Annotated in this window: 12 protein-coding genes; 3 read left to right on the top strand and 9 right to left on the bottom strand. The window is 59.4% G+C overall.

Annotated elements, in window-relative coordinates; all coding sequences use genetic code 11:
• Positions 1-376 precede the first annotated feature (376 nt).
• Positions 377-907 carry a molybdopterin adenylyltransferase gene (mog, locus tag I6L41_RS00435; RefSeq protein ID WP_021229718.1) on the top strand — a complete coding sequence of 177 codons (531 nt, stop codon included), beginning with the start codon at positions 377-379 and terminating at the stop codon, positions 905-907.
• An 83-nt stretch (positions 908-990) separates the two neighbouring features.
• Here the strand turns inward: mog and I6L41_RS00430 are convergent, their stop codons facing one another.
• The 6 genes from I6L41_RS00430 to trmB all read right to left on the bottom strand — a co-directional run bounded on the left by I6L41_RS00430 (position 991) and on the right by trmB (position 5,428).
• Positions 991-1,392 (bottom strand): DUF2541 family protein, encoded by a 402-nt coding sequence (locus tag I6L41_RS00430; protein WP_005335217.1) that lies wholly within the window; start codon positions 1,390-1,392, stop codon positions 991-993.
• 167 nt (positions 1,393-1,559) lie between these two features.
• Positions 1,560-1,769, bottom strand: a complete 210-nt coding sequence (locus I6L41_RS00425) for a YgdI/YgdR family lipoprotein (RefSeq protein ID WP_005335219.1) — start codon at positions 1,767-1,769, stop codon at positions 1,560-1,562.
• 203 nt (positions 1,770-1,972) lie between these two features.
• Positions 1,973-3,268, bottom strand: a complete 1,296-nt coding sequence (locus I6L41_RS00420; protein WP_058057126.1) for a sulfurtransferase — start codon at positions 3,266-3,268, stop codon at positions 1,973-1,975.
• A 29-nt stretch (positions 3,269-3,297) separates the two neighbouring features.
• Entirely contained in the window at positions 3,298-4,218 is a 921-nt protein-coding gene (glsB, locus tag I6L41_RS00415) for a glutaminase B (RefSeq protein ID WP_005348151.1), read from the bottom strand.
• Positions 4,219-4,333: 115 nt separating this feature from the next.
• Positions 4,334-4,666, bottom strand: a complete 333-nt coding sequence (locus I6L41_RS00410) for a YggL family protein (RefSeq protein ID WP_005348158.1) — start codon at positions 4,664-4,666, stop codon at positions 4,334-4,336.
• A 48-nt stretch (positions 4,667-4,714) separates the two neighbouring features.
• Positions 4,715-5,428 (bottom strand): tRNA (guanosine(46)-N7)-methyltransferase TrmB, encoded by a 714-nt coding sequence (gene trmB / locus I6L41_RS00405; RefSeq protein ID WP_005335228.1) that lies wholly within the window; start codon positions 5,426-5,428, stop codon positions 4,715-4,717.
• A gap of 349 nt (positions 5,429-5,777) precedes the next feature.
• On the opposite strand from trmB, the gene I6L41_RS00400 reads away from it, so the two are divergent.
• Positions 5,778-6,959: a PLP-dependent aminotransferase family protein gene (locus I6L41_RS00400; RefSeq protein WP_216961184.1), complete on the top strand. Its 1,182-nt coding sequence runs from the start codon at positions 5,778-5,780 to the stop codon at positions 6,957-6,959.
• Between the two features lie 99 nt (positions 6,960-7,058).
• Here the strand turns inward: I6L41_RS00400 and I6L41_RS00395 are convergent, their stop codons facing one another.
• Positions 7,059-8,588 carry an EAL domain-containing protein gene (locus tag I6L41_RS00395; protein ID WP_147746115.1) on the bottom strand — a complete coding sequence of 510 codons (1,530 nt, stop codon included), beginning with the start codon at positions 8,586-8,588 and terminating at the stop codon, positions 7,059-7,061.
• 253 nt (positions 8,589-8,841) lie between these two features.
• Between I6L41_RS00395 and I6L41_RS00390 the strand changes: the two genes are divergently transcribed.
• Positions 8,842-9,747 (top strand): TIGR01777 family oxidoreductase, encoded by a 906-nt coding sequence (locus tag I6L41_RS00390; protein WP_204383974.1) that lies wholly within the window; start codon positions 8,842-8,844, stop codon positions 9,745-9,747.
• Between the two features lie 127 nt (positions 9,748-9,874).
• Here I6L41_RS00390 and I6L41_RS00385 read toward each other — a convergent pair whose 3' ends face one another.
• Positions 9,875-12,322 (bottom strand): ABC transporter permease, encoded by a 2,448-nt coding sequence (locus tag I6L41_RS00385; RefSeq protein ID WP_216961182.1) that lies wholly within the window; start codon positions 12,320-12,322, stop codon positions 9,875-9,877.
• Between the two features lie 36 nt (positions 12,323-12,358).
• Positions 12,359-13,054 (bottom strand): ABC transporter ATP-binding protein, encoded by a 696-nt coding sequence (locus I6L41_RS00380; protein ID WP_047438095.1) that lies wholly within the window; start codon positions 13,052-13,054, stop codon positions 12,359-12,361.
• Positions 13,055-13,074 lie beyond the last annotated feature (20 nt).

Here is a 13,074-nt window from a genome sequence, read left to right as displayed (position 1 = left end):
TATTGCTGGCAACACACTGCGGTACCACACCATCACGTCCCAGCCATATAAATCTGTATATACGACGCGGCTAAAAAGGGTTCAATCCATCCACTGGCGACTAAACCGGACAATGGTCACTACGAGGGTGTATATCTATTTTAATTGTGTTTGGAAACAAGCGATTGTTTTTAATTCAAGCGGGATAAAACACTTATACATTTTAGGTTGTGATTTTCTGTTTTTTATTGCAAATAAAAATCCGGGTGGCCTTATTTTGCTTCATTCGACACTTTATTCGTCCCTCACCGACCCGCGTCATCTCCTGACGGTTTAACATATCTCACTGATTATGTTATTTTAATTGCCACTTTTATCGGACATTCAAGAGCAGACCATGAGCAAGGCAAAAATCGGTATCGTCACCGTCAGCGATCGCGCCAGCGCGGGCATCTATGAAGACCTCTCCGGCAAGGCCATCATCGACACCCTGAACGCCTATCTGACCTCGGAGTGGGAACCTGTCTATCAGGTGATCCCCGATGAGCAGGAGCTGATTGAAGCGACCCTGATCCAGCTGGCGGATGAGGAGCAGTGTTGCCTTATCGTCACCACAGGCGGCACCGGCCCGGCCAAGCGGGATGTCACGCCGGAAGCGACCGAGGCGGTATGTGATCGCATGATGCCTGGCTTTGGCGAGCTGATGCGGGCCGAATCCCTCAAATTTGTGCCGACCGCCATTCTGTCGCGCCAGACTGCTGGACTGCGCGACGATACCCTGATCGTCAATCTGCCGGGCAAGCCCAAATCAATCCGCGAATGTCTGGATGCAGTCTTCCCCGCCATCCCCTACTGTATCGATTTGATGGAAGGGCCGTATCTCGAGTGCGATGAAACCGTCATCAAGCCGTTTCGGCCGAAAAAATAGCGAACCCGACCATAAAAAATAATGGCGAGCCACGGCTCGCCATTATTTTTAACTCATCTGCCTGCGCAGAAAAACCACATCAATTATTTGCGGCCGAATACTTTTACGCCCGCTTTGCTGCGCTCTGAATTACCGTACACTTCGATTTTTTTCACACAACGGCGCGAGCCCAGTGATTTCCACTCGGTCTCTTTATCACTGCTCATTTCCCGATCGAAACGAATGGTCTTGGTACGATCACCACCATAGGTCACCACCACCCGATCCAGGGTCAAATCACGCTCTGCCTTCACCTTGATATATTTGGTCTGACGGCAAACCACCAAAGGAATTGTCGCACCATGATCACCGGCTCCCAGCAAAATAGTCCGCCCCAGCGTGAACTGATCGTCACCGGCATGGCTGGCTGACGCCACCACCAGCAAGGCACCACCCAGCAAGCTGCGTGCAGAAAAACGGGAATTCCAGATAGACATCAAGGACATAACACCTCCAATAAAAAATGGAGTGTGATGATAAGGGTTAAACCATAACGGAAGCTGTATCACAGCTGAATTTGCTGCGAATGTGCGGGGATCAACAGAGAAAACAGCGCGACTTTTCGGCAAAAAGAGAAGAGCCGCAGATAGCGGCCCTTGCGGCAAGAGAGCGCTTAGCGCTCCATGATTTGGGTCACGTCATCTTTCTTGATCATTACCTCGCGCCCTTCATGATCGTAATAGCGATACATGCCGGTACTCTCATCCAGCTTGGGCTTGCTCTCTGTGGTGATCATCTTGCCATCCTTGGTGCTCATGATGTATTGGGAGCTGCATGCCACCAGCCCCAGGGCACACACCAGGATCATCATCAGTTTTTTCATTGCGGCCTCTTCTGCGATCATCCTCACCACGAGGATGTTTCTTGAAGCCTAGTTCAATCGCACGGCACGGGATGGTGCGATGAGCAAAGCGGGATCGCCGTCAATAATCAGCGACTTAGCCTAGTTATCTGGCCGGGTGGCGAGCGCAATGAAAAAGGCCGGACATCTCTGTCCGGCCTCTTCTGTTCAGAGCAAGTACGCAATCATGACTTGGCAGGCTGGCGCTCACCGGTCACGGTCGGGTTCTTGGGATCGGAACTCCACTCGTACCAACCGCCGTCGTAGACGCTGATCTGTTTCCAGTCCATCAGCCAGGCGTAGAAGAAGGCCTCGGAGGCGCGCCAGCCGGTACCGCAGTAGAACGCAGCCTGCTGAGTTGGCTCGATGTTCCACTGCTCCCACATGGCGAGGATCTCGCGGGCCGGCTTCATGGTGCCGTCCGGGTTGTGGAAGTCGCTCATGCTGTTGGCATCCACCCCGCCGTGACCCCACTTGGCCCCCGGGATATCGCCCTTCGGCTTGATGTAGCTGTAACCTGAGGTGTTGCCGACAAACTCGTCCCAGGTACGCACGCTGACCAGGGCGCTATCGGGCTTCTTGAGCAGCTCTTTCGCCTGACTTAGCGTGGTGTAGTACTCGGGGTGAGCAGGAATGGCCACGCCAAACTCCTTCACCGGCTCATATTTGTTGGGCAGACCGGTTTCGGTGCGCAGGTGCTGGATAAACCAGGCATCCAGACCACCGTCCAGCAGGCGCACATCTTCCACCCCCGCATACATCATCAGATGCGCGGCACGGGCGGCCGCCATGGTGTTGCGACCATAGAGGATGACGGTGGTGTCGTGACGGATGCCGTTGTCCAGCAACAGCTTCTTGAGCGCTTCGTCAGAGACCTTGTTCCACAGCGGCTCCTCTTCGAGGCTGTTGGTATCGATATAACCGGCCCCCGGGATGTGGCTGATGAGGTAGGCCTTGGGTGAACCCCAATCCACTTCAAACAGCTTCCAGTCCCCCTTGGGCGCCGCGGCAACCGGCTTGCCCTCTTGCAGGTCAGCCAACCAGCGCGGATAGACCAGCTGCTGCCAGCGTGCCAGCGACTCGCGCGGTGCGGCTTGCCACCCTTGCAGCTCGAACAGCTGCTTGATCCCCTGCTTGCGCAGCAGACGGGCCACTTCGGCCACTTCGCGGGACGCACCGTAGAGGGCAACCGGACGATCGGCCTTCAGCCCCTTGATCTCGAGCGCCTTTGGCCACTCTTCATCGCTGTATTTCCACTCGGCTGAGAGGTTCTCGGCGCCCGCCACATGGCCGCCCTGCTTCTCCCCTTCCATCGGCCACCCCTGATAGAAGTAGCTGGCGCGGGTATCCAGGATGACAGCCTGTTTGGCCTTGGCATCGGCCAGCGAGAGCGGTGGCAACTCCCCTGCCACGGCGGGCAGGGCACACCAGAGCAGTAAGGTCGCCAGCGCGGCCTGCAGGAAGCGAAGATGTCGTTTCATGGTGATTTCTCGATTCATAGTGAACAAGGTTAAAAAATGGAGCGACCCAGCCGCTCGGCCAGCAGCTCCAGCGCCGCCGTGCCCGCCAGCGAGTTACCGGCTTTGTTGAGCTCGGGCGACCAGACACAGACGCAGAGCTCGCCCGGGATCAGGGCGATGATACCGCCGCCGACACCCGATTTGCCCGGCATGCCGACCCGATAGGCAAAATCGCCCGCCTCGTCATAGAGGCCGCAGGTGGCGAGCAGGGCGTTGACCTGCTTGGTGGTGCGGGCAGGCAGCAGCGGCACGCTCTCGCCCAGTGGCACACCACGGTTGGCCAGATAGATGAATGCCCGCGCCAGATCGACGCAGCTCATGCGGATGGCACAGGCATTGAAGTAGCTTTGCAGCACCTTGTCCACTTCGTTTTCGAAGTTGCCATAGGCCTTCATCAGATAGGCAATGGCGGCGTTGCGGGCAGAGTGCTGATATTCGGAGCGGGCGACGACCTGATCCGCCATGATGGCCGGATTGCCGGAAAGGCGGCGCACCAGCTCCAGAGTACGTTGACGCGGTGCGGTGAGGCGGGTCTCCAGCAGATCGCTCACCACCAGCGCCCCGGCATTAATAAAGGGGTTGCGGGGGATCCCCTGCTCGAACTCGAGCTGTACCAGCGAGTTGAAGGGCTGGCCGGAGGGCTCCTTGCCAACCCGGGCCCAGATCTCCTCCTCCTGATAGAGAGTGAGTGCCAGAGTCAGGCTCAGGGCCTTGGAGATACTCTGGATGGAGAAGGGTTCAAAAGCGTCACCGGCGGTGAACAGCTCCCCCTCGACGGTACAGACTGCAATACCAAGCCGATCGGCCGGTACCTGAGCCAGTGCCGGAATGTAGTCGGCCACCTTGCCTTGTCCCAGCAACGGGCGCACCTCTTCAAGGATGCTGGCCAGTAATTCGGATGACAACACCATAAGCGATTCCATGACTAAAACAGCGGTGGAGATCCCATCCCCACTGACAAAAATCCCGCCAGCGGCGGGATTTTTCAGTTACCCACAACAAGGCGCCAGATGCGGCAGCCTTGTATCAGGCCGGTTCACCGTACCAGAGGTCGAACAGCTCGGTAACGACCACGGCTTCCATCCCCTTGCCTTCCAACCAGGATTTGACGGCCGCGCGGTCTTCTTCGGTACACTTGCCCAGTTGCTGGGTGCAGATCATCCCTTCCCAGGCCAGGTGACCGGAGCCGGCAAAAGCCAGTTTACGGGGTTCAACAACCTCATCGATCATCGCATCGACTACCGCATCGATGGTCTCTTCGGCAGTGCCGACCGGGAAGTTGAAACTGATGTCGAAACCCATTTCCTGGAATTCATCGACGCGCAGTTTCTTGCGCAGGCGGCGGCTACGATTGGCCATGATAGCTCCTCAAGTTAGTTGATACGCTAGGTGTGTTGACGTGCCAGCTTAGCTGACACGCTTGAAAATCAGATCCCAAACCCCGTGCCCCAGACGATGGCCACGTTGTTCAAATTTGGTCAGCGGACGCCAGTCCGGACGGGGCACCCAGTTGCCGGTGGCAGAGGTGTTCTCGTAACCCTCGGCGGCGCTCATCACTTCCAGCATGTGCTCGGCATAGTTTTCCCAGTCGGTCGCCATGTGGAACACGCCACCGATGGCCAGCTTCTGGCGAATATCCTGGGCAAACGCAGGCTGTACGATGCGACGCTTGTGGTGACGGCTCTTGTGCCAGGGATCCGGGAAGAAGAGCTGCAGGCAGGAGAGTGAACCGTTCGGGATCATGTGCTCCAGCACCTCGACCGCATCGTGGCAGATCACTTTCAGATTGGTGACGCCCGCTTCCTGAGCAGTGCCCAGACAGGCGCCCACGCCCGGGGAGTGTACTTCAATGCCGATGAAGTTCTTCTCGGGGGCATTCTTGGCCATCTCAACCAGAGAGGCGCCCATGCCAAAGCCGATCTCCAGCACCACAGGTGCTTCACGGCCAAACAGTGCGACCAGATCGAGCTGCTTTGGCTCGAAATCGATGCCCATGACCGGCCAGAGCTCTTCCAGGGCCTTCTCCTGCCCTTTGGTCAGGCGGCCTTCGCGACGGACAAAGCTGCGGATCTTGCGCATGAACTTGCCGTCTTCGTTAAATACATCTTGGGTCACAGGCATAATGGTCTCGTTATTTCATCAATCCGGGTAATACATCTTGTGTCCGATCCCGAGCGGGACCGCTCGCGGCTCGGCATTTCATCGACCCGCGAAAACAGGGGAGCGAATTATCCCAAGATAGGCCCAAGGCGCAAGTGTTTCGCGCAACAAATATTCCGGCCATCCACTTCCCTGCTCCCTCACTGGCATCACCATACCGACTAACCGTCCAATATAATCCGCAGTAGAGTCGTTCCAGCCCTTTTTTGGCGATTTTTGTGACAATCATTGCCTCATTTCTGAAATCTGATACAAACGGATAACCTGGCGGTCGAATGGAGCGACCGCCCACATGCCGAGAGAATTGTCTATGCAGCCGTTTTTTGCCCAGCGCTTCGAGAAGGTTGAACCTTCCTTTATCCGTGAAATCCTCAAAGTTGCCGCCAATCCGGAGATCATCTCCTTCGCCGGTGGCCTGCCCAATCCCCACCTGTTTCCGGTCAAGGCGATCGATCAGGCCTGTCAGGATGTACTGCGCGAACAGGGGGCTGCTGCCCTGCAATATGCGGCGACCGAGGGCTTCGCCCCGCTGCGCCAATATATTGCCGACCGCTATCTGGCCCGCCACGGCATGCATATCAATCCGGACAACATCCTCATCACCAGCGGCTCCCAGCAGGCGCTGGATCTGCTGGGCAAGGTGCTGATCGACGAGGGTCAGGATCTCATCATCGAAGAGCCGGGTTACCTTGGCGCCATTCAGGCCTTTTCTGTCTACCAGCCCACCTTCAAGCCGATCACCCTTGAAGAAGAGGGACTGGATCTGGCTGCGCTGGATGCGCTGCTGGCAAGCGGATCCAATGCCAAGCTGCTCTACGGCGTGCCCAACTTCCAGAACCCGAGCGGTGTCTCCTACAGCCGTGCCAACCGCGAGGCACTGGCCGAGCGACTGGTGCGCCACGAGCTGTTGATGGTGGAAGATGATCCCTACGGCGAGCTGCGCTTCGAGGGCGAGCATCTGCCCCCCATTGCCAAGCTGGCGCCAAACAATACCGTGCTGCTCGGCTCATTCTCCAAGACCGTGGTGCCCGCCTTCCGGCTGGGCTGGATGGTAATGCCGGACTGGCTGCGCAAGAAGGTGACCATCGCCAAGCAGGCGACCGATCTGCACAGCAACGCCTTCAGCCAGCAGGTGCTGCACCGCTTCCTGACCGACAACTCCCTCGACGCTCACTTGGAGAAGATCAAGGAGGTCTATGGTCGCCAGCGTGCCGCCATGGAGGCTGCACTGGCCCGTCACTGCCCGCCCGGCGTCAGCTACACCAGACCGGAAGGGGGCATGTTCCTCTGGCTGACTCTGCCAGCCCACATCAGCGCCATGGCGCTGTTTGATGAGGCGATCAAGGAGAAGGTAGCCTTCGTGCCCGGCGCCCCCTTCTACGTGCGCCCCGAGATCAAGAACACCCTGCGCCTGAGCTTCTCCTGCGTCGATGAAGCGACCATCGAGGAGGGGGTCAAACGCCTGGCCCGCGCCCTCCAGCGCATGCTCTGAACGCCCAAGCCAAACCGTACCAACAAAAAACCAGCGAGCGATCGCTGGTTTTTTTATGCTCCCCCATTCAACCGTTCAACCATTCAACCGTTCAACCGTTCAGCCAAACAGGGTCTTGCAAAACTGCTTCATCGGGATGGGGCGGCTGTAACGATACCCTTGCAGATAGTCAACGTGGCGAGCCCGCAGGTAGTCCGCCTGCGACTGCTTCTCGACCCCCTCCGCGATCAGGATCAATTCAAGTCGCTTCGCCAGATCAATCACGTTTTCAACGATATGGCTGGAGAGTGCATCCGTGCCGATCATCTCTACAAAGCTCCGATCAATCTTGAGTGCATCGACCTGAAACTGTTGCAGATAGGTGAGACTGGAGTGACCGGTGCCAAAATCATCGATAGAGATCAACACGCCCAGTTTACGCAATTCGGCAAACATCCGAGCGGTTGTCTCATCAGCTACCAGCAGTTCACGCTCGGTCAGCTCCAGCCCCAAATCAACGGGATTGTCCTTAAACGCGTCGAGAAACGCCTTGCAGTCAGCCAACAGGTCGAGATCCTGAAAGTGTTTGGCGCTGATATTGAAGCAAAAATGAAACTTTGCCGGTAGCTTGCGGGCATAAGGGGAGAAGTGGTCGCGCACCTGCGCCATCAACAGGCTGGTCATGGGCACGATCAACCCGCTATCTTCCGCCAGCGGAATAAAGCGATCCGGCGAGATCATCCCCTGCTTGGGATGCTGCCAGCGCATCAGCACCTCACAGCCACGCCACTGCTCATCCTCACCTGAGACCACCGGCTGCAGGTAGGGGATAAACTCCTCTTCGATCAATGCCCGCTTGAGCTCCTCCGCTGGTGAGCTGCTACGCCCCATCAGCCTGAAGGTGCCGAATCCAATCAGCAGCGCCAGCAACGGAGAGAGGAACAAGGTATATCTGGAGTAGCGCCATGCGTGACTCCAGTAGTCATGCACCGTGACCCGGGTGACGACCTGATAGGGGAAATCGGCCGAAGCGAGGGCAATATAACCCTCTTCTGTCGGAGAGGGCGCCGCCCCGACCTGGCCTGAACCAAACAGAGCCCTCTGCCCCACCACCAGAGCCATCGGGGAGTTCTTGCTGGAGATCTCCAGGGTATTGCGCAGGTAGTAGCCATCTACACCGATCAGCACACTCCCCTTGTCCGTTTCATGACGCAGCACGATCAAGGGGCGATCCGGTGTGACCTCATTGCCAGGCAGCAATTGCAGCCTGCCATCCACATAACTGTCAGGATTGAAGGGGCCATCGTAGTCACCATAGAGCGAGGTGCAGTAGATGTGGCTGCCGACAGCCAGATTGGCGGAACGGACATCAGGCACAGTGGCCACCTGTTCGCGCAGCAGTTGTGCCGCCTCCTTGCAGGAGTGACCAAGCATCCCCTCCACATTGATGGCCGCCTGCCGGGCATGGCCGATGGAGCGATCAAACATCATACGGGCATGCTGCAACCGTGAATCGGCATCACGCTCTATCTCCGTCACCGTCTGCCAGATAACGGCAACAACCCCCAGCAGCAGGATCCCGCCCCCCATCAGCAGCGCCAACAGAATCCTCGAGTAAAGCTGGCGAAGTTTCAAACGACGAAATGGCATAGCGGCCTCTTTGATGCTCGGATGATGGGTGACAGCCTCGTTGGACAGGCGAAAAGGGTCGCCATAATAGCGATTGTTCAACAAATCTCCACCCAACAAAAATCAATCAATTCAAACTATTGTTCAACAATATGTCGTAAGAAGAGGATAGAGTTAAAACCAGTCTAGTGAGCAACACATGCCAAGCTCGTCCACTTGTTGCAGGAGGACGACGCCATTAGAGTAGAGCAAACGGCAGCAGGAGCGTGCAGCGATGAAGATTCTTATTACCGGAGGGACCGGCTTTATCGGCCGCAAGCTGGTTGCCCATCTCAAGGTCAATAACGAGGTCGTGGTATTGAGCAGACAGGGGAGCCGCGCTTACACCCTGCTCGGCCACGATATCAAGGTATTGGATAACCTCGACCGGCTTGATGACCTCAATGACGTGGATGCGGTGATCAATCTGGCCGGTGAACCTATCGCCGCCGGACGCTGGAGCGAGTCGCGCAAACAGCTGCTCTGCGATAGCCGCTGGCTACTGACCGAGCAACTGGTAGATCTCATCAAGCTATCCAGCACGCCGCCCAAGGTGCTGATCAACGCCTCCGCCATCGGCTGGTATGGCAGACAGGGCACCGAAACCCTCGACGAGCAGTGCCGCTCTCCCAGCGACGAGTTTACCCACCAGCTCTGCCAGCAGTGGGAAACCCTGGCGCAGGAGGCACAAAGCCGCCAAACCCGGGTCTGTATCGTGCGGATCGGGCTGGTGCTTGGCATGGATGGCGGCGCCCTGCCCAAAATGCTCCCCCCCTACCGACTCGGACTCGGCGGCCCTATGGGGTCAGGCAGCCAGATGATGAGCTGGATCCATGTGCAGGATCTGGTACGCGCCATGCTGTTCCTGCTGGAGCACGAGGAGTGCAACGGCATCTTCAACGGCACTGCGCCCCATCCGGTCAGCAACCGGGAGTTCAGCCAGACCCTTGCCACCACGCTGCACCGTCCACACCTCTTCTTCGTCCCAGCGCCGCTGTTGCAACTGTTGATGGGGGAGGCGGCAGATCTGCTGCTGACCGGACAAAAGGTGATACCAGCACGGCTGCAACAGGCCGGTTTTCACTTCAGCTATCCCGAGCTGCCGAGCGCCCTCACCAATCTTCTGCGTGAGCCCCGCTAACTCACACCCGCTCGCTGCGTCCACTCGTCAGCGCCCCACATAGCAAGCAGCCCTGCCAATGGCCGGGCTGCTTGTTTATGGTGGCTGCGCTATTGCACCTTGTGTGCATCGGCTCGCGCTGGCGGGATTACAACAACCCCTGACCCAGCCCTCGCAGCCGATCGCTCAGGGTGCCAGCCAGCAGCTGACGCTGCATCCCCTGCCCCGCCAGCGTCACCAGCAAGGCCCCCAGCGTCGGCAGACCGAGCCAGATGGCCCAGTGGAACTGCCACTGCCCCTCGAACCACCACCACTGCAGGCCAAAGGAGCAGAGCTCCACCACCATGGCGGCACAGAGCCCCGCCAGCGCACCACTGGCCACCAGCTCCCAGCGCAGCATCTTTTTCAGCAGGTCGCTGCTGGCACCCAAGGTGCGCATCAGCAACAGCTCGCGCCGACGCTGAGCCATGCTGGCCTGAGTCTGGGTCAGCAGCACCAGCAACGCGGCCACTGTCACCAGCCCCAGCATCAGCGCCAGCGCCCTACTCACCTGCTCCGATACCTGAGTGAGCCGCGCAATCAGGTCATCCACATCGATAAGGCTCACCGTGGGGTGGCGGCGGATCAACTCCACCTCGGCAGAGCGCCCCGCCTCGGGCAGCCGGTAGCTGCCAAGCCAGGTGCTTGAGAAGGGGGCCAGCATATCCCCGGAGAAGATCATGTAGAAATTGGGCCGCATATTGTCCCACTTGATGCTGCGCAAACTGGTGACCCTGGCGCCGAAGCTGCGCCCCTCGATGGTAAAAGCGAGCATGTCCCCCAGCTTGATATCGAGCCGCTTGGCCAGTTCGCTATCCACCGACACCTCGCCGGGTCCGGCAAGCCACTTCCCGGCCACCAGCTTGTTGTCGATTGGCAGAGTTGCGGTGGTAGTGAAGTTGAGCTCCCGATCGACCCCCTCGCGGCCACTGCTGGCCCCCTCGCCCACCGCCTCACCGGCGATATGGGTCAGCCTGCCGCGCACCATGGGGTAGAAGTCGGAGGTGGTGGCCCCGGCTGCCGCCAGCTCGCTCAGGATCTCCTCCCGCTCGTTCTCGGCCACATTGACCAGAAAACGGTTGGGTGCATCGACGGGAAGACGGGCCGAAAACTCATCCAGCAGATCGACCCTGGCCGCCCAGAGCAAGCCAAACAGCATCAATGCCAGCGCAAAGCCCGCCAGCTGGAACAGACCGCTGCTGCGCTCGCGCGACAGGTGGGCCAGCGCCAGCCGCAAGGCATGAGGTCCGCTCACTTTCGTCCCCAGCCGCAACATCAGGGCTGCCAGCAGGGCCAACAGCCCCATCAGCAAACCCATGCCCCCCACCAGACCCAGCGCCAGCCGCACATCGGCGGTAAAGCCCCAGACCAGCGCAAACAGCCCGAACAGGCCGACCGGCAGGGCCAGCCAGGGGGGAATACCCGCCTCCAGCTCCCGGCGCAATACCCGCAGCGGCGGCACCTTCAGCAGACGCAAGAAGGGCACAAAAGCGAGCAGCAGGGTGATAAAGAGCGCCACCGCCACCCCCAGCGCAAAGGGGCGCCAGGAGGGGGGCGGCAGATCCGGCGGCAGCAGGTCCCCCAGCAGCTGCAAGGTGATCCACTGCATGGCTGTGCCCGCCACCAGACCCAGCAGCGCACCGATCAGCGTCAGCGACAGCAGCAAGGTTCCCATCAGTTGCCAGAGCGAGCGACGTGATGCCCCCAGGGTCTTGAGCAGCGCCACCATATTGGTCTGGCGCTCGGCAAAGTGGCGCACCGCAATCCCCATCGCCAACGCCCCCAGCAACACCCCGCTTAGCGAGGCAAGCCGGAAGAAACGCTCGGCATTGGCCAGCGAGCGGCCCACTTGGGATTCGCTGTCATCCGGTTTGATCCACTTCTGTCCGGCCTGTAGTTGTGGCAGCAGCCATTGCTCGTAACGGGCCAGCGATTCCCGCTGCCCCTTGAACAGATAGCGCCACTGCTGGCGGCTGCCGGGGAGCAGGGCACCGGTCGCCTCGATATCGGCACTGTGGATCAGCGCCCGCGGCGCCAGCAGGAAGGGGCTGAAGCCCTGATCCGGCTCCTCGCCAAGCAGGCCTGCCACCTTGAGCACCGTATTGCCCACCTCCAGCTCATCCCCCGTTTTGGCCTTAAGCAGCTGCATCACCCGGGCGGAGAGCCAAATCTCGCCGGGAGCAGGGGCACGGGCAGGTTCCAGAGTGAGCTTGCCGTAGAAGGGGAAACCATCGGGCACCGCCCGAATGGAGGCAAGCTGCAACGCATCACCGTGAAACAGCATGCTGTTGAAGCTGACGGTGGTCTGCACCGCCAAGCCATCCTGTTTCGCTCGGGCCAGCCAGCCATCCGGCAGAGCAGCGGCAGTGCGCAACACCCGATCCGCCCCGATAAAGTCGCGGCCCGACGCCTTGAGTCCGGCATCGAGCCGATCCGCCACCAGCGCCACACTCAAGACGCACGCCACGCTCAGGGCCAGCGCCAGCACAAACCAGCGCAGCTCGCCGCTGAAACCTTCCCGGCGAAGCAGTCGCCATCCCAATCGCCACTGCATCATCCCTTGCATCTCCCGCCTGATCCGCAATTCACCCCGTTACACCACATCATGGGCCACCTCGCGATCCAGCCGACCCGCCGTCATGACCAGTTGCCGCTGGCAACGCTCGGCCAACTGATGGTCATGGGTTACCACCACTAGCGTGGTGCCGTGCTTGCGATTGAGTTCAAACAGCAGCTCGATCACCTTCTCGCCGGTCTTGCTGTCGAGGTTGCCGGTCGGCTCGTCCGCCAGCAGCAGACTGGGGCGGGTCATAAAGGCACGGGCGATGGCCACCCGCTGCTGCTCACCGCCGGAAAGCCGTGGCGGCAGATGGTGCAACCGCTCGCCAAGCCCGACCGCAGCCAGCAGTTCGCGAGCTCTTGGTTCGCAATCACGCTCGCCGCGCAGCTCGGCAGGCAGCATCACATTCTCCAGCGCCGTCATGGTCGGGAGCAGCAGGAACGACTGGAACACAAAACCGATCTGCTCGGCGCGCAATCGGGCCCGCCCCTCCTCATCCAGCTCGCCAAGGGATTTGCCGAGGATCTCGATATCCCCCTGACTCGGCAGATCGAGCCCGGCCAGCAGCCCCAGCAGGGTGGACTTGCCGGAGCCGGAGGCGCCGACCAGTGCCACCGTCTCGCCACTATTGACTTGCAGATTGATCCCTTCAAGGATGGTGAGGCTTTCCTGGCCGAGGCGAACCGATTTGCCGAGGCCCTTGACGACAATAATGGGGGTTGAACTCATGCTCTGTATCCTTTGTTCCA

The organism is Aeromonas sp. FDAARGOS 1411 (assembly GCF_019047125.1).
Classification (GTDB): Bacteria; Pseudomonadota; Gammaproteobacteria; order Enterobacterales; family Aeromonadaceae; genus Aeromonas; species Aeromonas veronii.
This window is presented reverse-complemented; position numbering and strand designations above follow the sequence as displayed.

Excerpts from the sequence above, each read along its gene's own strand:
- I6L41_RS00430 (WP_005335217.1), bottom strand. The coding sequence starts at position 1,392 with ATGTCCTTGATGTCTATCTGGAATTCCCGTTTTTCTGCACGCAGCTTG.
- I6L41_RS00395 (WP_147746115.1), bottom strand. The coding sequence starts at position 8,588 with ATGCCATTTCGTCGTTTGAAACTTCGCCAGCTTTACTCGAGGATTCTG.
- trmB (WP_005335228.1), bottom strand. The coding sequence starts at position 5,428 with ATGCCTGTGACCCAAGATGTATTTAACGAAGACGGCAAGTTCATGCGC.
- glsB (WP_005348151.1), bottom strand. The coding sequence starts at position 4,218 with ATGGTGTTGTCATCCGAATTACTGGCCAGCATCCTTGAAGAGGTGCGC.
- I6L41_RS00380 (WP_047438095.1), bottom strand. The coding sequence starts at position 13,054 with ATGAGTTCAACCCCCATTATTGTCGTCAAGGGCCTCGGCAAATCGGTT.
- I6L41_RS00410 (WP_005348158.1), bottom strand. The coding sequence starts at position 4,666 with ATGGCCAATCGTAGCCGCCGCCTGCGCAAGAAACTGCGCGTCGATGAA.
- I6L41_RS00420 (WP_058057126.1), bottom strand. The coding sequence starts at position 3,268 with ATGAAACGACATCTTCGCTTCCTGCAGGCCGCGCTGGCGACCTTACTG.
- I6L41_RS00425 (WP_005335219.1), bottom strand. The coding sequence starts at position 1,769 with ATGAAAAAACTGATGATGATCCTGGTGTGTGCCCTGGGGCTGGTGGCA.
- I6L41_RS00385 (WP_216961182.1), bottom strand. The coding sequence starts at position 12,322 with ATGATGCAGTGGCGATTGGGATGGCGACTGCTTCGCCGGGAAGGTTTC.
- mog (WP_021229718.1), top strand. The coding sequence starts at position 377 with ATGAGCAAGGCAAAAATCGGTATCGTCACCGTCAGCGATCGCGCCAGC.
- I6L41_RS00400 (WP_216961184.1), top strand. The coding sequence starts at position 5,778 with ATGCAGCCGTTTTTTGCCCAGCGCTTCGAGAAGGTTGAACCTTCCTTT.
- I6L41_RS00390 (WP_204383974.1), top strand. The coding sequence starts at position 8,842 with ATGAAGATTCTTATTACCGGAGGGACCGGCTTTATCGGCCGCAAGCTG.